21 protein-coding genes are annotated in these 20,368 nt (G+C 37.8%); 11 read left to right on the plus strand and 10 right to left on the minus strand.

All coding sequences use genetic code 11. The annotated features are described in order from the left end of the window. Window positions 1-2: 2 nt before the first annotated feature. A complete protein-coding gene (locus ABJQ32_15525) occupies window positions 3-392 on the minus strand; it encodes a hypothetical protein (GenBank protein ID MEP5291062.1) in 390 nt (129 codons plus the stop codon). 104 nt (window positions 393-496) lie between these two features. Between ABJQ32_15525 and ABJQ32_15530 the strand changes: the two genes are divergently transcribed. Then, a complete protein-coding gene (locus tag ABJQ32_15530) occupies window positions 497-1,225 on the plus strand; it encodes a hypothetical protein (protein ID MEP5291063.1) in 729 nt (242 codons plus the stop codon). Here the strand turns inward: ABJQ32_15530 and lipB are convergent. Both lipB and ABJQ32_15540 read right to left on the minus strand, forming a co-directional pair. After that, window positions 1,188-1,901 carry a lipoyl(octanoyl) transferase LipB gene (lipB, locus tag ABJQ32_15535; protein MEP5291064.1) on the minus strand — a complete coding sequence of 238 codons (714 nt, stop codon included), beginning with the start codon at window positions 1,899-1,901 and terminating at the stop codon, window positions 1,188-1,190. The genes ABJQ32_15530 and lipB overlap by 38 nt on opposite strands. Window positions 1,902-1,906: 5 nt before the next feature. Then, entirely contained in the window at window positions 1,907-2,878 is a 972-nt protein-coding gene (locus tag ABJQ32_15540; protein ID MEP5291065.1) for a type I phosphomannose isomerase catalytic subunit, read from the minus strand. A 24-nt stretch (window positions 2,879-2,902) separates the two neighbouring features. Here ABJQ32_15540 and ABJQ32_15545 point away from each other — a divergent pair, with 24 nt between their 5' ends. From ABJQ32_15545 to purH, 3 genes are read left to right on the plus strand one after another with little or no spacing between them, the layout of a single operon-like run. Further along, window positions 2,903-3,244, plus strand: a complete 342-nt coding sequence (locus tag ABJQ32_15545; protein ID MEP5291066.1) for a YraN family protein — start codon at window positions 2,903-2,905, stop codon at window positions 3,242-3,244. A gap of 13 nt (window positions 3,245-3,257) precedes the next feature. Further along, window positions 3,258-3,830, plus strand: coding sequence for a phosphoribosylglycinamide formyltransferase (locus tag ABJQ32_15550; protein ID MEP5291067.1), 573 nt, complete (start codon window positions 3,258-3,260; stop codon window positions 3,828-3,830). Between the two features lie 55 nt (window positions 3,831-3,885). Then, on the plus strand, window positions 3,886-5,409 hold the full coding sequence (gene purH, locus ABJQ32_15555; GenBank protein MEP5291068.1) for a bifunctional phosphoribosylaminoimidazolecarboxamide formyltransferase/IMP cyclohydrolase: 1,524 nt from the start codon (window positions 3,886-3,888) through the stop codon (window positions 5,407-5,409). Window positions 5,410-5,473: 64 nt separating this feature from the next. Here purH and ABJQ32_15560 read toward each other — a convergent pair whose 3' ends face one another. From ABJQ32_15560 to mutY, 7 genes are all read right to left on the minus strand, one after another. Further along, window positions 5,474-5,893 (minus strand): hypothetical protein, encoded by a 420-nt coding sequence (locus ABJQ32_15560; GenBank protein MEP5291069.1) that lies wholly within the window; start codon window positions 5,891-5,893, stop codon window positions 5,474-5,476. 14 nt (window positions 5,894-5,907) lie between these two features. Next, the gene (locus ABJQ32_15565; GenBank protein MEP5291070.1) at window positions 5,908-9,177 is read right to left on the minus strand and encodes a carboxypeptidase-like regulatory domain-containing protein; all 3,270 of its coding nucleotides are present in this window, start codon (window positions 9,175-9,177) and stop codon (window positions 5,908-5,910) included. Window positions 9,178-9,300: 123 nt separating this feature from the next. Next, a complete protein-coding gene (gene recG, locus ABJQ32_15570) occupies window positions 9,301-11,394 on the minus strand; it encodes an ATP-dependent DNA helicase RecG (GenBank protein MEP5291071.1) in 2,094 nt (697 codons plus the stop codon). A 9-nt stretch (window positions 11,395-11,403) separates the two neighbouring features. Next, entirely contained in the window at window positions 11,404-11,967 is a 564-nt protein-coding gene (gldD, locus tag ABJQ32_15575) for a gliding motility lipoprotein GldD (protein ID MEP5291072.1), read from the minus strand. 18 nt (window positions 11,968-11,985) lie between these two features. After that, window positions 11,986-13,347 carry a gliding motility-associated protein GldE gene (gldE, locus tag ABJQ32_15580; GenBank protein ID MEP5291073.1) on the minus strand — a complete coding sequence of 454 codons (1,362 nt, stop codon included), beginning with the start codon at window positions 13,345-13,347 and terminating at the stop codon, window positions 11,986-11,988. A gap of 15 nt (window positions 13,348-13,362) precedes the next feature. Beyond that, window positions 13,363-13,809 (minus strand): single-stranded DNA-binding protein, encoded by a 447-nt coding sequence (ssb, locus tag ABJQ32_15585; protein MEP5291074.1) that lies wholly within the window; start codon window positions 13,807-13,809, stop codon window positions 13,363-13,365. Window positions 13,810-13,819: 10 nt separating this feature from the next. Then, window positions 13,820-14,866: an A/G-specific adenine glycosylase gene (mutY, locus tag ABJQ32_15590; GenBank protein ID MEP5291075.1), complete on the minus strand. Its 1,047-nt coding sequence runs from the start codon at window positions 14,864-14,866 to the stop codon at window positions 13,820-13,822. A 93-nt stretch (window positions 14,867-14,959) separates the two neighbouring features. Between mutY and ABJQ32_15595 the strand changes: the two genes are divergently transcribed. From ABJQ32_15595 to ABJQ32_15625, 7 genes are all read left to right on the plus strand, one after another. Further along, complete coding sequence (locus ABJQ32_15595) at window positions 14,960-15,250, plus strand: HU family DNA-binding protein (GenBank protein MEP5291076.1); 291 nt, start codon at window positions 14,960-14,962, stop codon at window positions 15,248-15,250. Further along, window positions 15,247-16,032, plus strand: a complete 786-nt coding sequence (locus tag ABJQ32_15600) for a tetratricopeptide repeat protein (protein ID MEP5291077.1) — start codon at window positions 15,247-15,249, stop codon at window positions 16,030-16,032. The genes ABJQ32_15595 and ABJQ32_15600 overlap by 4 nt, the downstream gene beginning before the upstream one ends. A gap of 30 nt (window positions 16,033-16,062) precedes the next feature. Next, window positions 16,063-16,152 (plus strand): AURKAIP1/COX24 domain-containing protein, encoded by a 90-nt coding sequence (locus ABJQ32_15605; GenBank protein MEP5291078.1) that lies wholly within the window; start codon window positions 16,063-16,065, stop codon window positions 16,150-16,152. A 22-nt stretch (window positions 16,153-16,174) separates the two neighbouring features. Further along, on the plus strand, window positions 16,175-17,725 hold the full coding sequence (locus ABJQ32_15610) for an Rne/Rng family ribonuclease (protein MEP5291079.1): 1,551 nt from the start codon (window positions 16,175-16,177) through the stop codon (window positions 17,723-17,725). A gap of 153 nt (window positions 17,726-17,878) precedes the next feature. Then, on the plus strand, window positions 17,879-19,189 hold the full coding sequence (locus ABJQ32_15615) for a hypothetical protein (GenBank protein ID MEP5291080.1): 1,311 nt from the start codon (window positions 17,879-17,881) through the stop codon (window positions 19,187-19,189). A 22-nt stretch (window positions 19,190-19,211) separates the two neighbouring features. Then, window positions 19,212-19,589 carry a bacillithiol system redox-active protein YtxJ gene (gene ytxJ / locus ABJQ32_15620; protein ID MEP5291081.1) on the plus strand — a complete coding sequence of 126 codons (378 nt, stop codon included), beginning with the start codon at window positions 19,212-19,214 and terminating at the stop codon, window positions 19,587-19,589. A gap of 36 nt (window positions 19,590-19,625) precedes the next feature. After that, window positions 19,626-20,333, plus strand: a complete 708-nt coding sequence (locus tag ABJQ32_15625) for a hypothetical protein (GenBank protein MEP5291082.1) — start codon at window positions 19,626-19,628, stop codon at window positions 20,331-20,333. Window positions 20,334-20,368: the final 35 nt, after the last annotated feature.

Raw genomic sequence — 20,368 nt, forward strand, 5'->3', positions numbered from 1 at the left:
ATTTAATCATGAAAGATACCTTTCATTTCCAACTCTTCAATGAAGATCAGGTTTTCTTCAATGATTGAGTCTGGCACAAAGATAAACTTTTTATCATATACCTGCCCATCAATAAAATAGCTCACCCAGTATTCATTATTTAAGTGAAAAACAGATTCGTCAATTGGCTCAATCAATGCATACATTCCAGATTCAATGTATGGAATCATGTGACGAAGAACAGTGGTCTGCTGTTTTTCAGTTTTTGTTTCTCCATATCCTCGGGAAGTGACCATTACGTTTTCAAGTTTAGCTTGATTTCTATTGATGATAAACACCTTCCAGGCTTCATCATTTTTGGCAATGACCACATGTACATTTTTGACTGGGGAGAAATCAATATCTTTTTTCACAAGCGGTGCTTGATTTTGTGTTTTGAAAATTCATGTAATCAATTCCTTAGTCATCGGCCGTTAGAATATTTAGCAATCTTGATCACAATTACTATTTTAGGCAAATGAATCAAAACAACCCTCAAAAGGAAAGGATTTTTCCTTTTGTATGGCCATGGAAGGGAGTTAACAATGAACTAATCTCTCTAAAAGAGGTTATTGTTCACAAGCGTTTTTCGATAGCATATCTTATTATTATTTGGTCTATCATAGGCTTCCTTGGCTTTGCTTCAACAAGAAACTGCGAAGGAACCTGGCAACTAGCTCTGCAATGCGAATATGCCTTTTGGGTAAAGAATCTTACAGAATCTCCGTTAATTTTCATCCGAAACCTTTTTACTACACTCTTTCTTCACAATGGATTAGATCATATTCTGTTTGTATCAGTTCTTGGGATTTTAATAATTGTTCAATCTCATGAAGCAATCTTTGGAGCTAAGATGACAGCCTTAATTTTCATTTCAGCATATTTTACTGTTGCGCCTTTTTATGGAATTTTTTATACAGTAGGTTTAGATTATTTTCCGGAAAGTGAGTTTTTTCAATTCGCCTTTGAAAGAAACTGGATGGGAGGATCTATCGGTATGTTTCAGGTTTATGGCGCCTTATCTACCAAAAGCCGAAAGCCCTGGTTGATGCTAAGTATTCCTGTGATTTTCGAAATGTTTAACTTATCTGTTTTAGGAATTGATTTACACATTTCTCTTATGCACTTGATGGCAACATTTCTTGGGTATGGGATTTCCAGATTAACTTCTAAGGAGCGTCGACCAAGTCCATTTCAAAAAGTGTAGCAAGCTGGATTTTTAGTTTCTCCTCTACTTCTTGGATATCAAGCTTTCTGCCCAATTCCTTTTGCAATGAAGTAACGGCTTTATCCTGAATTCCACACGGAACGATATAATTGAAATAATCGAGGTTGGTATTTACATTAAATGCAAATCCATGCATGGTTACCCATCTGCTACTCTTTACACCAAGTGCACAGATTTTGCGTGCTTTTTTGTCATCTTCCCAATCAAGCCATACACCAGTGAGTCCATTTATTCTTCCAGACTCAATGCCATACTCTTTTAACGTTAGAATGACTGCTTCCTCTAAGTAGCGTAGATATTTGTGAATATCCGTAAAAAAATGATCTAGATCGAGAATGGGATACCCTACGATCTGTCCAGGTCCATGATAGGTAATATCTCCTCCTCGGTTGATTTTATAGAAAGTTGCCTCTTTCTCTTTTAAGAATGCCTCGTTGGCGAGAAGATGATTTTCATCACCGCTTTTTCCAAGGGTAAACACGTGTGGATGTTCACAGAAAATGAGGTAGTTTTTGGTTTCTACGTTTTCTTCTTGAGTAAGCTTTCTGTTGGCAATTTTTAAATCAACAGTTTCTTTGAAAAGCTGTTCTTGATAATCCCAAGCTTCTTGATAGTCTTTTAATCCTAAGTGAATGAATTGCGTCTGTTTTGTCATGCTTTCTAGGCATCAATGTAAGTCTCTAACAATTCTAGCTTTCCTTCTGGTTCTATTGTATAGTTTTTCATGGAAGCTGGAACAAGTATTACCTCACCAAGTTTGATACTTTCACCGGCAATTTCTCCTGAACCACTAACTCCGATATAAATTTTGAAACAATCAATATTACTTCTATCGATTTTTAGATTTTTATCAGCATTTAGTTTATTGGTTGTGAAATATGGCGATGAAACGGCTGTGTTCGTTTGATTAACGGTTTCGCTATACTCGCTTTTTAGGTCATTTGGTTTTGAATAGTCCAAAGCATCTAAGGCCATATCTGTATGTAAATCTCTTTTGTTGCCTTCTTTGTCTACACGGTCAAAGTCATAAATTCTGTAAGTAATGTCTGAGGTTTGCTGTATTTCGGCTATAAAAAGCCCTTTCCCAATGGTATGAACACGGCCTGCAGGCAGATAATATACATCTCCCTTTTTCACTTTTTCAGAATGAAGAAGCTCCATTATTCTTCCTGAATGGAAGTGGTCTAAATATTCTACTTTATTAGTTTCTTTAACAAATCCATTGATAAGAGAGGCATTTTCATCAGCTTGGATGATGTACCACATTTCTGATTTCCCAGGACAATTGTGTCTTTTTTGAGCTAGTTCATCATTGGGATGCACTTGCACAGAAAGATCCTCTGCAGCATCTATGTATTTTATCAGCAGTGGGAACTCATCGCTAAACCTTTGGTAAATTTTTTCGCCAACTAATTTGTCTTTCCACTGTGAAACAAGATCGCTGAGAAGACTACCGGCCATCGATCCATTTTCTACTTCAGAAATATTTCCAGACACACCGGAAAGCTCCCAAGTTTCACCGCAATTCTCAAGCTCACCAAAATCTTTTTCAAGAATCGTTTTAATTTTCTGGCCGCCCCAAAGCTTTTCTTTAAAGATGGTTTTGAATTTAAGTGGGTATAGTTCTGACATTAACTTTCTTAATTTCGTCTAACAATGGATCGCAAAACTAAAGGTATTGAAGGTGAAGCAATAGCGAAACGCTACTATGAAAAAGAAGGTTGCGAGATTTTAGAAACCAACTATCGCTTTGGCCGAGCAGAGATTGATCTTATTGCATTACTGAGTGATAAGCTTTTGATCTTTATTGAAGTGAAAAACCGAAGCAGAACGGACTTTGGCGAGGCAGAAACGTTTGTTTCAAATTCTCAGCAAGAACGAATCAAAGAAGCTGCTGAAGACTACATCTATGGGATCAATTGGAAAAAGGATGTTCGGTTTGATATTGCCTGTGTTGATACAGCCGGTAATATCGACGTTTTTGAAGATGCGTTCTAGTTAGCTTTGCAACGTGGATAAGAAAATAAACCTAGCCATTTTTGCCTCTGGCAGTGGGAGTAATGCAGAGAATATTGCAAAATATTTCGCAAAGCATCCAAACATTCAAGTCAACGAGATTCTCTCAAATAAATTAGATGCCTTTGTTCATGAGCGAGCCAAAAAATTAGCTATCCCTTCTTTCACTTTTTCAAAAGAGGAGTTTAGAGACTCTTCCTTTCTGAAGCGACTGGAAGGCATTGATTATATCATATTGGCTGGCTTCCTCTGGTTGATTCCCGATTATTTAGTGCGTGCATTTTCTAATCGAATCATTAACATTCATCCTGCCTTGCTCCCAAAATTTGGAGGAAAAGGGATGTACGGTTCCCAAGTCCACAAGGCGGTAATTGAATCTTATGAAGCTGAGTCGGGAATTACCATTCACTTAGTTAATGAAGAATACGATAAAGGGGAAGTTTTATTTCAAGCAAAGTGCAAAGTAGAACCGAAAGATACCCCTGATTCATTAGCTCAAAAAATTCATGCTTTAGAGTATGAGCATTTTCCTCGAGTAATTGGCGAGTATATCAAAGCTCATAATTGATAAAACCATCTACGATGGTACCTTTGCAACCTTTGATATAAACCGTCCACCTAACATGTCTACAAAAAAAATTGAGTCTGCCCTTATTTCTGTATTTCACAAAGATGGCTTGGAGCCAATCGTTAGCAAGCTTGCCGAGCAAGAAATAAAGATTTACAGTACTGGAGGAACCGAAAAATTCATCAAGGAATTGGGAATTGAAGTGATTCCAGTTGAAAGTCTGACTGATTATCCTTCAATCTTTGGTGGACGTGTAAAAACCCTTCACCCGAAGGTATTTGGTGGAATTCTACATAGAAGAGATAATGAATCTGATTTAGCCGAAGCAAAGAAATTCGAAATTCCTCCAATCGACTTAGTGATTGTAGACCTATACCCATTTGAAGAGACTGTAGCAGGCGGAGCGTCAGAAGAAGACATTATTGAAAAAATTGACATTGGTGGAATTGCTCTGATCCGTGCAGGAGCGAAAAACTACAAGGACGTAGTGATGGTCAGCTCGATGGAATACTACCGAGATTTGCAGAACATTCTCGATAACCAAAATGGAGAGACTAGTGAGGAGGAGCGAAAGCTATTTGCGGCAAAAGCATTTGCCACATCCAGCCATTATGACTCAGCTATCTTCAACTGGATGAATGGAGAAGATGAAGTACCTGCATTTAGAGTAAGCGCCTCACCAGCCAGAACCTTAAGGTATGGTGAGAACCCTCACCAAAAAGGGACCTTTTACGGTGATCTTTCTGAGTACTTTGATCAACTACATGGAAAAGAGATTTCCTATAACAATCTTGTAGACATTGAGGCTGCAGTTCAGCTGATTGCTGAATTTGATGAAACAGCTTTTGGTATTTTGAAGCACAATAATGCTTGCGGTATTGCGACAGGATCAAATACGAAAGAAGCTTATCAACGAGCATTTGCTGCGGATACAGTTTCTGCTTTTGGTGGAGTGCTGATTTGCAATAAAGAAATAGATGGAGAAACAGCTGAAGAAATGAACAGCTTATTCTTTGAAATCCTAATTGCACCATCCTTTAGCGAGGAGGCATTGAAAGTGCTTAAGCAGAAGAAAAATAGAATCCTTCTGGTACAGAAAAAGTCATGGCATCAGCAGACTCAGTATAAAAGCATGCTAAACGGGATCATTGTTCAAGACTATGATTTGAAGTCTGAAAGCAAGTCAGACCTTGAGGTGAAAACGAAGAAGGCTCCATCATCTGAGGAGGTTGATGATTTAATTTTCGCTGCGAAGGTGTGTAAGCAGTCAAAGTCTAATACAATAGTGCTAGCTAAAAATGGTCAACTACTGGCAAGTGGAGTTGGACAGACATCACGAGTAGACGCACTAAATCAAGCTATTGAAAAAGCTGGAAATTTTGGATTTGACTTAAATGGTGCGGTCATGGCATCAGACGCATTTTTCCCATTTCCAGATTGTGTAGAGATTGCGCATAAAGCGGGGATTTCCGCAGTGATTCAGCCTGGTGGTTCCATTAAAGATCAATTATCAATTGACTATTGTGATGCTAATGGTTTAGCTATGGTAATGACTGGAGTGAGGCATTTTAAGCACTAATCTTAATTTATTGTAAAATTTTTACAATAAACCATTCTTTATGTTGTGCCCTCAATCATAACACTTATGAAGTGAGCTTCAGCAAAAGCTCGACAAGCTTTTCTTTCTTCATTTCGTTGAAGTGCCTTTTGCGTTCTTTTTCGGTCATATCTTGTATTTTTTTTACAAAATCTTGGCCTAAAACGTCCATTGAGTGACTTTCTGGAGCACCGAAGATTTCAATCTCATCAATGGCCGTATTCAGAATCTCTATGCCCTTCAACTTTGCAGTTTCTACTGGTTTGTAGTTGGCGTTTGAATCTCTTAAGGTCCAACTGCTGTAGTCTATCTTTAGGTTTTCAATTTGCTTAACTCTTGTGTCGGACTCTCCGAAGATTCGACTCAAAACAGTAATTGCACTGGTCTTCCATGCTTCGAGATCGAAACTTTCTTCGTCTAATTTACTGATTTGCTTTTTGAGGAGCTTGATGTATTGTGCTTTCATTAAAGCATAAGATACTAATTGCTATGGTAAGTTTTAGTTAACCGAAAAGGCTTATTGTCTTTGGTAAATCCTTCCAGAATTATTTTCATCGGGATTTGTTTTTGAGGGACAGAAAATGAGATAGACCTTTGATCGTTGGAAATGGAAGGATCCCAATGGAGTGTTGCTGACTGGTGACTTGGGTTTTGAAGAAGCTTTTCTGTGTAAAAATCTTTTTTCTCCTGAAAGCCCTTGAGTCTTTTCTGAAAGACTCGTCTGTTTGATTTTTTTTCAGTAATCTCTCTTGTATATACAAACAGAGAACCATTTTTTCCATAGAGTTTAACAAACTCAATTCGCTCAATATTTGCAGGGTTCATGTAGAGAAGCGTAATAGGTTCAGAAAAGGAATTATCGATGAATAGATCAATCTCATTTCTAAGGGGGTCGGTAACTTCTGAGTTGATTAGTTTAACATCTCTAATAATAGCACCACCTACTTCATAATAGATTATAACTTCGACAGACTGTAGACGCTGAATAGCTGTATAAGTAGTTATTCCGAATCCCGCTAGTGGTTTTTCTTTAAATGATAAGATGTCCGCACTTGTTATACTGTACTTTCTGGATTTCAGGGAGCTTCCTTCCTCGCCAAGGACAACAACCTCTTCCAATAAGGTGGCTTCAGAGGTGTTAAACGAAGTGCGTGACCTAATGTAATTTTCAAAATTAAGCTTTCTTCTTTCATTTAGAAGTTCATCAGAAAAATCAAATTTAAAAGGATACCCACTGATATATTGCCAATCGTGATCTGCTGTTAAATTAATTGATGAAACATTTTTAGCATACTTTTTATCAAACGCGAAAAAAAGACTAGTTGAATCAGTATAGGAAACATTGTCAAAAGAAAATTGTCCTTTTTCATCTACGATCTCAGAAAGTAAAGGGGTTTTTGATTTTCTATTGATAAGATAGATCGTATCGGTATGAGCTTTTTTAGCTTTCTTGAAATCAATTGATCCATTAATTTGGAAGCCAGCGATCAGTTCCTTTTGGATAGTTTCATTAGTTAACTCTATGTTTTCATTAAAATTTCTTAAACCATTTTTCAACATCAAAAAGTCAATGTTTTTTTCATTAGGTTCAAAAAATATTTGATCAGCATTTTGAATCATTCCTTTAATCTCTGGACGCAAGTAGTTCGTCACAAGAATGCTTTCAATACCCCTATCGTTAGACTTGGAGAGATCAATTATTGATAGAGAAGCTGATTTTATAGAATCTTGGCCAGCAATTGTAACCCTTGTTTGAAGGTCTTGTGATGATACATTCAAACCTAAACCCACGATAGTAGGGGGCTTATACATTACCCTCTCAAGAAGGGGATTTATGTTTTTATCAAAAATTGTAATAACGTTTACACCATCATTTAAATCTTCATTGAGAATCATCAGTTGATAGGTTTTGTATAGAAATGCATGATGTATGCTTTGTAATTTATTTTTGCAGGATGTGACTATATAAATGGAGTCGCTTATTACGACATTTGATTGAAGGTTGACCCTAAACCCATCAACTGTATTTTGAACAATAATTCCAATCTCTTTTGTGCTTGCGGAGAATTTATGAGGTGTGAGATTTAACTCGTTACCCTTAAGTGAATACCGCACATTTTCTTTTGGGATTAGCTTAAAAGATCCTTTTCCTGCCCAATCAGTTTTAGCATTAGTCAACTTCTTATTTCCTTCATAGAGGCTAAGTTCTCCATTCATTCTATTGCCTTTTGAATCTTTAATCTCGAATGCAACATTATTGACTATCCTAGCTATTAGTTCACCACCTTCAGGGAAAATGGAAATGGTACCAGAATCATTTGAATTACGAATTGTTTTTGCCTCCCAGTATCCAATCTGAATAGGCTTTTTGAAATGACTATCTGGATATTTAGCGTTTAGGTCTGTATAGCTGGCTATCATATAAGGGCCGTCTGTCAGACTATTTGGAATAGTTAAATAGCCAGAAGCTTTACCATCTTCTATGGAGATGATTGTTTGTGTGATTGAGCTATCCTTATTTATAAGTTCTACATATAATTTTCTTGATTGAACAGCGCCATTTTCTGAAGGGTTGATGTATCCCTTCAGCCATATATCTTCACCTGCATAATATACCTCCCTGTCTGTGTGTAAATAGACTTTTTCATTAAGATTATTTTCCGGAAACTTGGATCTTATTTTGTCAGCTATTGATTTCGTTTTTAATTGCTTTTTGTAATAAGGTTTGAGTTCAGCTAATGGCAGATAGTTTGCTAAACGATCGTTAGAAAAAGAGCCATATAGCTTTAAGTTGTCTAGGTTTTCAATAACTCCCTTTTCTGTAATAAATGCATCTCCATTCTGCTTTATCCAGGATTCTTCTGATTTTTCTGTTATCGGATTAGTGTATATAACTTGTAGAAATCCATCAAAATCAAATTGATTTTCACTACCTCTTTTAGTCAAAATTCTATTTCTATGGGTTACTCTTCTGTTTTCAATTAAATTCTTCTGTACTTGAATGTGGGCAATATCTGTTAGCTCATACCCAACAAAGTATGCTTCATACCCACAATGGTCTAGTGAATCATTTGCGAGACACTGGGCGAAGTGATAAACGGAACCTTCATAAGCCTTTTGGCGATTCCTATCAAACTCAATTCTTTGTTGCTCATTCGCTGAAAGATTTCGAACTTTCGTCGGGTGGCCCTTAATAAAAACTGTTGTATTAATAATTGAGAAAAAGTCAAGTCTGAAACTTATTCGATAGCCTAGAGCATCGTTTGCTATTTCGATAGGTTTGTCTGCTGTGGCTAAGAATGCTTCTTTCACTTTCGAGAAATCTATGACCCATGGGTTTAGAATTTTGCATTTCTCAGCAAAGGGGGTAGAGCCCAAAATAGCCTCCTTAAATAATTCATATTCTCTTCTCCACTTTTTGTCTACACCACTGCTTACCTCCACATCAAGCAACTTATCTTTCTTGGCTTTCAGCTTGATTAACCCCACATCACCACTATTTATTTTAACTGTTTTCAGCTCAAAGCCGACATGACTTATAACTAGCTCAGGGTTTTTAAAATCTCTTTCTGAGGTGAGGGAAAAACTTCCATCTAAATCGGAAAAGGTTCCCTTACTACTATCACTCAGAAAAACATGTGCGTATGCAATGGGCTCTTGCGATTCTGAATCTAACAGTGTTCCGTTTATAGTTTTTTGAGAAAAAGCAAAAAAGGGTAGCAAGAAAAAGCTTAAGTAAAAGTTTCGCATGTAGGTCAGATTTTAGCAAACTCTCTAAAAGAGAACTCACAGGGTTACTTCGCCTATATAACAAGCGCTTTGCAATTGACCATTAGAGATGTGATAATCTAAACTAGGTTTGGGTCTATCTTTTCAGGAAATTCTACCCCAATTCACAGCATTCTTGCTGAATGAATCAATATGTGTTTTAATCATTCGGTGTTCCTGCATTTCGAGGTTGGGATCACCTTTTAATAAATCTTGAGCTGCTATTCGTGCAGCCTTCAGGATTTCACCATCCTTTACAAGATCAGAAACAAGCAAATCCAGCGCGCCACTTTGTCGCGTACCCATTAAGTCTCCTGGTCCTCGAAGTGCTAAATCTACCTCGGCGATTTTGAAACCATCGGTTGTGTCGACCATTGTTTTAGTTCTGGTACGAGCTTCTGTGCTCAACTTTACACCAGTCATCAATATACAGTAAGATTGATCTGCACCTCTTCCTACTCTTCCCCTGAGCTGATGCAACTGAGATAGTCCAAAACGTTCAGCATTTTCAACAACCATGATGCTTGCATTAGGAACATTTACCCCCACTTCAATCACTGTAGTCGCGACCATGATTTGTGTTTCACCTTTCACGAAACGTTGCATCTCCCATTCTTTATCTTCTGCCTTCATTCTTCCATGAACCACAGATATCTGATAGTCAGGGAACCGTCTATTTATTCCCTCATATCCATCCATCAGGTCTTTATAATCTAGTGTAGCGGATTCTTCAATAAGAGGATATACAATATAGGCTTGCCTTCCCTTCTCAATCTCTTTTTCCACAAACCCAAACATCTCTAGCCGCTTTGTATCCCTGAAATGCTTGGTAATAATTGGCTTTCTTCCTGCAGGTAGCTCATCGATAACTGAAATATCCAGATCTCCATAAAGTGTCATGGCTAAGGTTCTCGGGATGGGTGTAGCTGTCATAACCAGCACATGTGGATAGATATCCGTGGTTTTCGTCCACAGCTTTGCTCTTTGTGCTACTCCAAAGCGATGCTGTTCATCAATTACTGCCAGACCCAGATTTTTGAACTTTACCTTGTCTTCTAGCAACGCATGTGTCCCTACCAAAATGGTGATTAAACCAGACATGAGTCCTTCGTGAATAATCTTACGTTCGGATTTTGGAGTAGATCCAGTAAGTCTTGCAATATGAATTCCTAAAGGTTTGGTTTGTTCTTTCAATCCATTAAAATGCTGCTCAGCTAAAATTTCAGTTGGAGCCATGAAAGCACATTGAAAGTCAGAACCGATCGCAATAAGCATAGCGAGAAAAGCGACCATGGTTTTGCCGCTTCCTACGTCTCCTTGTACCAATCGATTCATTTGATGACCTGAACGGAAGTCCGAGTAAATTTCTTTAACAACTCTTTTTTGAGCTCCTGTAAGCTCAAAAGGCATGTGTTTTTCATAAAACTCGTGAAGAAGTTCACTCTTGTTGATGATTGCACCACGGTATTTTTCTGTTCTGGCAATTTTGAGTTTGATCAATCGAAGCTGTACAAAAAAAAGCTCCTCAAACTTCATTCGATTTTGAGCTTGCTGTATGTGCTGTGCTGTCCTGGGAAAGTGCATGGCAACAACTGCCGATTTTTTATCAATAAGTCGAAACTGATGGATTAATTTATCTGGTAGTGTTTCCTGGATATAATTTACCGCCTCTACCAGGAGAATTTTCATCTCTTTTGAAAAGAACTTACTATCAAGTCCTTTTTTTTTCATTTTTTCAGTAGTGTGATATATTGGCTGGAGATATCCTCCTTTGGTGTTCTTCTCTGTCTGGATTTCAATTTCAGGATGAGCAATATTGAATTTTCCGTTGAATATGCTCGCTTTGCCAAAGGCAACATATCTTACTCCAATTGTTAAGCTTTTTTGGACCCATTGTACTCCCTTGAACCAGACCATTTCAATGGTTCCTGTTTCATCGGCAAACACACCCATCAACCTAGCTTTTCTTCCAATTCCTATAGTCTTGAAGGATTTAAATTCTCCAATGAGTTGGACATATGGCATGTCTGGTTGTAGCTCATTGATTTTGTAAAAGCGACTTCTGTCTTCGTGTCTAAACGGATAATGTTGAAGTAAGTCACCGAATGTGAAGATTTGCAGTTCTTTATTGAGTGTTTCGGCCCTTTGAGGGCCTACTCCTTTCAGATACTCAATTGAACGATCAAAGAACTGATGCATAGACTAAAATTAGTCTCTCCATTCCAAAGTAGTAAGCAGATACAAAATGTCTTGCTTAATATAGTCAATGATCGGAGCTAGAGAATCGTTTTTAGTAGCTGTTCTGAAATATAACGCTCCTCTTAAAAAATGATCCGTGCTATCAGAGACATGAAACTGAGCTTGTGTAGGTACATCACCTTCGAGTTCAGTGAAGGATGCAAATAGGCCACTTGGAAGCTCAATAATACTTTCTTCAATAGCATAAGCTTTCACGCTATGTTGAGAGGTGAGTTTATACGAGTCACTCAAGTATTCTCGAATAATGGAATCTGTTACAGGTTTATAAGTAATTTGAATAGTAGCACCCATTTCAGCATAAAATAGATTGATCCAATACTTTTCTGATATCCAGCTAGAGTCTTTTAAAATTTTAGCATGTTTGGAATATTTAAAATGGTATGGAAATGAATCAGGAAGCGATATATATTCAGATTCGGGAAGATTAATGCGGTTATATCCCCGGGGTTTAGGCAAATAATCACTTCCACAGGCAACAAAAAATAAAGCAAAAACAAGTGTGAAATATTTCATATGCCAACAAAGGTGATTCTAATCTTCAAATCCAGCAACGTTACTTTTGTCTGAATTGATATAGGCTCTAACACGTTTAATCCTTCTCTGATCAACAGCTACTACAGTAAAAACAAAATGAGAGAATCTGATTTTCTCCCCAGCACTAGGGAGTTTGGTGTTAATCTCAAGTAAAAGACCACCCAAAGATTCGCTTTCACCTTTCACAGAATCGAAAACAGAAACATCAGAATTAGTGATTTTGCAAAAATCGTTTAGCGAAGTTTTGCCTTCAAAAATGAAAGTCTGATTATCTAGCTTATTGTAAGCTACATCACTTTCATCATCGAACTCATCATTGATTTCACCAACAATTTCTTCAATCACATCCTCCATAGTAATCAAACCAGATGTACCTCCGTATTCATCAATCACTACTGCTATGTGAACTTGTTTTTCTTGAAAATCTTTGAAGAGATCATCTATTTTCTTGCTTTCAGGGACGAAGAATGCTGGACGTAGAAGCTGTTGCCATTGAAAATCTTCTTCTTCAACAATATGCGGGAGGAGATCTTTGATGTATAGGATTCCTTCTACCTTATCCACGGTTTCAGAATAAATAGGTATTCGGGAGTACCCTGTTTTGTTGATTTGATTCATCAATTCGTGGAAATCAGTCTCTATATCAATAGCGGTGATATCCATGCGCGATTTCATGACCTGTTTTACTGAAAGGGTTCCAAAGTTTACTATCCCTTTCAAAATACCCTTTTCTTCTTCGGATACCTCTTCTTTTGCAACGGAAATTTCCAGGGCCTGATTGATTTCCTCTACAGATAGGTTATATCCCTTTTTCTCCATTCTTTTCTCAATTAGCCCAGTCACACTCATTAAAAACCAAGATATTGGTTTAAAAAATCTATAGGAAATCAAAAGCATTCCAGAAGTAAGTTTTGCAAAAGCCCTTCCATTATGATTGGCGTAAACCTTAGGAATAATCTCTCCAAACAAGATGATAAGGATGGTAATAGCGGATGTCAAGATTACAATCGTTAAACCTTGCCTGCTCTCATCTCCCACTATTTGCCAGGTTGCATAGGTAGAAATAGTTACTATAAAAATGTTGACAAGATTGTTTAGGATCAGAATTGTAGCCAGAAGCCTTTTTGGATGATGAAGCAATAAACTTATCCGCTTTTCTTTCACATCACCAGATCTGTTCAGTTCCATGATTTGATTGTGAGAAAAAGAGAAAAAAGCGACTTCTGAACCAGAAATGAGGCCTGAAAGGCAGAGCAAAACGAGCACCACCAATCCATTGATTATGAAAAAGGAGACGGGCAGGTCTGCCATCATACTTAACAACACCGTGGGGAATGGATCGTCTAAAGATGTTTCCAAGTATTATTTATTTCGTTAAAAAGGAAGATCATCAGTTGCATCACCACCTCCTGAGTCTTGTACTGGAGTAGGGGCTTGTGCTGGCTGTTGATTTGAATAATCTCCACCTTGTTGATTTTGAGAAGAACCTCCGCCACCTCCAAGCATGGTCATATTATCACCCACAACCTCGGTTGTGTATCTGGTAACACCATCTTTTTCCCAAGAACGTGTTCTAAGTTTTCCTTCAACATAAATCATATCACCTTTCTTCACATACTTTTCGACCACTTCAGCCAAACCTCTCCATAGAACTACGTTATGCCATTCAGTTTGTTCCCTTCGTTCCCCTGTTTGACGGTCTTTGTATGTCTCTGATGTAGCAATAGAAAAGTTTGCAACAGTAGCTCCGTTTTCTAGATGACGAACTTCAGGGTCTTTACCAAGACGACCAACCAAGATTACTTTGTTTACTCCAGACATAAAATGATTATTATATACCTACTCGTTGTAGGTAATTTACTATTAGTTTAGGTTTTGGCAAATTTAGTATTTCCTCAACGGAATACGATTTTAAATTACCTTTTTGAGAAATTGTTTCAATGTTATCTACTTTTATTTCGTAAAAGTGAGCAGTTATCTTTTGGTGACTTAAAACATGAATCATTGGCTCACTGATTTCATTTAATACAAAATCTGAAAGTTGCAATTTCTGTCTTGCTTGCTCTAAGACTTCTTCTTCGTTTAGCGCTCCCTCGATAAGGTAAAAATCAAAAAGGCCACTCCAAACATCCTTTTCTATCCGTTCCTTAAGCATATAATTTTCACCGAACTTGAATACCAAGTAATTAAAGAATCGGTCTCTGACCTTTGTTTTACCGGTCTTTATCGGAAGGCTTTTTTCAATACCTTTTGTTTTTGCGAGGCAGTCCACTTGGAAAAGACAATCATCACACTTTGGTTTAGGAGCACATACAGTGGCACCAAACTCCATCATTGCCTGATTAAAAGATCCAGGATCTTTCTCTAGAATTTCAGTTTCTAACTTCTTTTCAAAAATTTTACGCGTTCCACTTTTTGAAATATCTTCTTCTATACCGAAATATCTTGAAGCAAAACGATAGACATTACCGTCTACTACAGGCCTAGGTTCGTCAAAACAAATAGATGCAATGGCAGCAGCAGTATAGGGTCCAACTCCTTTTAACTTTATTATTTCTGAATACGTGCTGGGAAAGCTATTGAGGTTTTCTGAAACATGTTTAGCTGTGGAGTGCAAATTTCTGGCCCTGGAATAATAGCCAAGTCCCTGCCAAAGACGGAGAACTTTTTCTTCGGGAGCGCTTGCCAGATCATGAATAGTAGGGAAAGACTCTACGAAACGCTCCCAATAGGGAAGACCCTGGTCTACTCTGGTTTGCTGGAGAATGATTTCAGATAACCAAACTGGATATGGGTCTTTTGTCCTTCGCCATGGGAGGTCACGCTTTCTCTCTGTGTACCAATTAATTAGCCTTTTGGCAAATGTTTTCTCTTCGATGACTTAATAATTTAGAAATCCTTTTTTTATGTGAAGGTGCAAATTTAATTTTGGCCACCCAATTTCAAACACCCACCTATAAATCAGACAGTTGTGACAAAGGCCGATGTGATAAATGAAATTTCCGATAAAACCGGAATAGACAAAGCAGACGTACAGGCTTCAGTAGAAGCATTCTTCACCGTGGTAAAAAATAACATGGCCAATGGAGAGAATGTTTATGTACGAGGCTTTGGAAGCTTTGTAAATAAGAAGAGAGCAAAGAAAATAGCTCGAAATATTTCAAAGAATACCGCTATAGTGATTGATGAGCATTTCATTCCATCTTTCAAGCCATCAAAAATTTTCGTAGAGAAAATTAAAAACTCAGCAAAGATCAAGTGACAAGATCACAGTTAATTCTTCTGTTAGGAGCCAGTGCGCTCGTTGTAATCTTATTTCAATTGCCGAGAAGTGTAGTAGAGAATGAGCAATTACAGGAAGTGACTGAAACGGAAAGTCACTCAATGGAAATCCCTCAAGAAGTTGAAAATCAGATCAATGAGCTAAGAAGATTGATCAATCAGGAAGAAAATGTTGATAAAAAGGCTAACTTTGCGCATTCTTTGGCAAGACGCTTTCTCGACTATGGGGCAGTGGATAGTGCAGCACGATATGCAGAGGTTATTCAGTTATGGGTTCAAAGACCGTCTGAATTAGTCGCAGACATTTACTTTATTGCTTACGAGAGGTCTTCAGGACCAGAGGAAGCAAAAGATTACGCTGTAAAAGCTAGAGAGGTTTTACAAAAACTGTTGGAAAAAGATCCAACAAACCTAGTATTGAAAAATAGATTGGCGATGACACTTGTTGTTTCTGAAAATCCCATGGCTGGGGTGAGCATGCTCAGAGAAATCTTAGCTCAAGATGAAACAAATAGACAAGCCATTCTAAACCTTGGCCTTTTGGCAATCCAAAGTGGACAATTTGAAAGAGCCAAGGAAAGATTTGAAAATCTGGTATCACTAAATTCGGCAGATCATGAAGCCAAGCTTTATTTAGCGGTATCAATGATGGAAATAGATCAACAATCACAGGCTCGTCTGTTATTGGAGGAAATTTTGGCAACTCAAGATTCTATCCCTGCTATCAAGATGATGGCAAACGATTACTTGAATAGCCTTTAAAACATTTTAGAAACTTAAACACAAAAAATTATGCCTTGCGGTAAAAAAAGAAAGAGACATAAGATCTCGACTCACAAGAGAAAGAAAAGACTTAGAAAAAATAGACACAAGAAAAAGTAATCGACACCTTTAATTAATCGCTATGAGTAATGAACTAATCATTAACTCAACTCGCGAAGGATGTCGTATTGCTTTACTAAAAGATAAAAGGCTTGTAGAATTTCATCAAGACGGAGGAGGTCAAACTTTCAACGTTGGTGATATTTATCTTGGATCAGTAAAGAAAGTAGTTCAGGGACTGAACGCTGCTTTTATTGATCTTGGATATGAGAAAGACGCCTTTTTACATTACCTGGATTTAGGACCTCAGGTCCAATCGTTAAATAAGTTTACAAAGCTTACACTGGCTAAAAAGCTGAACGGCACTAGACTGTCTGGCTTCAAAACAGAGCCAGATATTAATAAGCTTGGTAAAATGAGCCAAGTCCTTACGAAAGGACAAAAAATATTGGTACAGGTAGTGAAAGAGCCTATTTCAACAAAAGGCCCACGACTTTCATGCGAGTTGTCATTAGCCGGTAGATACCTGGTAATGGTACCGTTTTCAAATACGGTAAACGTATCTAAAAAAATCACAGATGCTAACGAACGTAAGCGTCTACAACGATTGATAAGCTCAATCAAGCCAGAAGGTTTCGGCGTGATCATACGTACAGTTGCCATTGGTAAAGATGTAAAAGAGCTTGACACAGATCTTAGAAACCTCGTTGACCGATGGGATGAGGGCATGAAAGCTCTTCAGACAGCTAAGGTTAGAGATAAGGTGATTGGTGAAATGAATCGAGCCAACTCTATTCTGAGAGATGTACTGAACGAAAGCTTTGACAGTATACAGGTCGATGACAAGGATTTATATCAAGAGATCAAAACTTTTGTAAAAGGGATAGCTCCTGATAAGGAAAAGATCCTGAAGCAATACACAGGAAAAGCTAAAATCTTTGAAGCCACGGGTGTAGAAAAGCAGATGAAGACCTCCTTTGGTCAATCTGTAAGCATGTTAAGTGGTGGTTATCTTATCATTGAACATACAGAAGCTCTTCATGTTATTGATGTAAATAGCGGGAATAAATCTAATAAAGAAGATAATCAGGAAGACACTGCTCTGAAGGTAAATTTGGATGCAGCGGATGAAATAGCTCGTCAGCTAAGGTTGCGCGATATGGGAGGTATCATCGTCATTGACTTCATTGATATGCGAAAAATAGAGAACAAGAAAAAGCTCTACGCAAGAATGAAGGATGCGATGAAAGATGATCGATCTAAGCATACAATTCTTCCATTATCAAAATTCGGATTGATGGAAATCACTCGTCAAAGAGTGCGTCCTGAACTTTCGATTACAACAAAGGAAGTCTGCCCAACATGTAGTGGGACAGGTAAGATTTCAGCATCTATTCAGGTTGCGGATCAAGTTGAGAATACAGTCAAGTACTTCTTTGAATCACAAAATGAGAAGAAGATAACGATTGCTCTCCATCCGTACTTATTTACATACTTTACTGCTGGAGTTTTTTCTAGACGAGTTAAATGGTTTTTCAAATATTTTCGTTGGGTTAATATGGTGGAGGATAGCTCAAAGGCACTTACTGAATTTGAGATACTCAACGCTCAAGGAGAACCGATTCAGATCTAACTCGACTGGAGAGATATTTTGTAAAATTCTCGCTTGTGCTTTGTCAATGCTGACTGGGAGTACTTTTTGTATAAAAAGGACAGTATACCATCGATTCGACTAAATCATTGAGATTATCACCTAAATTATGAACCTTTGGGTGAGAACGAGTGAATGAAACGATTTCTGATCATAACATTTTTAATTGGCGCGGCAGTCTACACTGCCGATGCACAATTAATTGAGGACTCTGATCGGAGGCTCAAAACCAAGAAAATAGAGAGAAAAGGGTTCTTATTTTTTAGAAATAAAAAAAAGCCAGGGAAAAGTGACGGAATACCATCTTCTGATGGACGAAGAAGCCCCCGTTATTCTAGTGCCTCATCTCCATTCAAGTTTTCTGGTTCAACTTCCCCTCGTTTTTCATCAGCCAAAGAACGGCAGAAGAGATATTCTGTGAGGCCAAGGTCTTCTGGTGGAGTAGCAAACTTCAAGTCACAAAAATCAACTCCTAGATTTTCTCGTGGTAACCCCTTTCGAGGGAGTAATTATAGAGTGACACCTCGGTATTCATTCGGAAACCCTTTTCGTGGTAGTAAATATAAATCTAGCCCTAGGTACTCAAGTGGAAATCCATTTAGAGGGAGCGATTATAAATTGACCCCAAGATATTCTCCATCGAACCCCTTCAGAGGCAAGGACTATAAGACCAACCTCCGTTATTCAAGTGGTAGTCCATTCAAAGGAAAAGATTATAAGGTAACTCCTCGTTATTCTCCTTCTAACCCATTTCGAGGTAAAAACTATAAAGTGAATATCAGGTACTCAGGCGGAAACCCATTTCGAGGTAAGGATTATAAGGTAACTCCTCGTTATTCTCCTTCTAACCCATTTCGAGGTAAAGACTATAAAGTAAATATCAGGTACTCAGGTGGAAATCCTTTCCGAGGCAAGGATTACAAAGTAACTCCTCGCTATTCCCCTTCTAATCCATTCCGAGGTAAGGATTACAAGGTTAATATTCGCTATTCTCCTTCTAATCCATTTAGAGGCAATAAGTATAAAGTAAATCCTCGTTATTCTCCAGGAATGCCATTCAGAGGAAAAGATTACAGAATTTCACCACGCTATTCACCAGCTAACCCATTTAGAGGGGTTGATTATAAAGTGAAGCCTCGTTACACAAATTCCAAGAATCGTTTTGTGGTAAGTAAGAAATGGAAGAAAATGACGAGATATTACAGTGAATCATCCACTTGGGAAGGAGATATAAAAATTCGACACAAAAAAATAGGTGATCAACACCCTAGTAGTAACTACCATTTTGCTATGAAATTCAACGATCCGAAGGTGAGAAAGATGCTGCGAAAGTGGAATATTTTCTGGACTAGAATCAACGGGAACAAGCAAAACCCAGATGGTGTTAAAGAACCTGTACAGAAGCCTAAGTTTGATAAAAAAGAGCGGGTTATCTGGAATAACTAAATAAATTAAAGTTTGTAGTAATATGCTATCAGGTCTATTTTCAAAAAAGGAGAGTGTAAGTGTCCCATGGATCCAATTGAGTGATGCTAGTCAATTGGATAAAGTCGATGAAGACTCAAAAGAAAGGCCTATTGTCATTTTCAAGCATAGTACGAGATGTTCCATCAGTGCAATGTCATTGAGTAGATTTGAAAGATCTTACAATGAAGATGCCCCTTTTGAGACATACTATTTAGACTTAATTGCTTACAGAAACATTTCTGATGAAATTACTGATAGGTACGAGGTTAGACATGAGTCGCCTCAAGTTCTTCTAATAAGCAATGGAAAATCAATTTTCAACACGTCTCATATGGGAATTAGTTTTGATGAATTGAAATCAGAGGCTTCCAAAGTTTAGGGACTTGCGCATTATTTTTGTTATGGTTTAGCAGACATGAAAAAATTTACAATTTTCCTTCTTATCATACTTCCTTTTTTAGGAACGGCTCAACTTTTTGAGGGAGAGGAATTTGAATATACTTCAGAATGGATTTGGGGAATCAATAAAAACACAAACGGTGGACTTATTGGTGGTCTAATGATTCGTCATAGTAGAAAGAAAGGAGATGATATATATCAAACATTTAGCCTGGAACTTTCTAATGTAAAGCATCCTAGTGAAGCCAGATACGTGGGAATTCAGGGAGCAGGTTTCATTTTTGGAAAATCAAATTATCTGTACGCCATTCGTACGAATTATGGCTTGGAAAAGCTGATGTTTAGAAAAGCCAATCAGCAAGGAGTTCAAATAAGTTTAGCCGCTTCTGCAGGCCCCACCTTTGGTTTAATTACCCCTTATTATGTATTGGGTACTGACCAGCAGTATGGAAAATTTACAGTTCAGGACTATGGAGCACCGCAGGCCATTGCTGGCCCTGGAAAGTTATTTCAAGGATTGGGTGAATCCGAGTTTGCTCCTGGATTAAATACCAAAGGATCTATCTTTTTTGAGTTTGGTACGTACCGAAGTAATGTAGCTGGCATTGAAGCAGGAGTAATGTTGGAAGCCTTTACTAAAGAAATTGTCCTTGTTCCTACACAGCCGAACAAATCTGTATTTACTTCTGTTTTCTTCACATTGTTTTGGGGCACCCGAAAATAGGGTAATCTATTCGCCCTGATTAGATTTGCACTTTA

It is taken from the genome of Marinobacter alexandrii (genome assembly GCA_039984955.1).
GTDB lineage: Bacteria > Bacteroidota > Bacteroidia > Cytophagales > Cyclobacteriaceae > Ekhidna.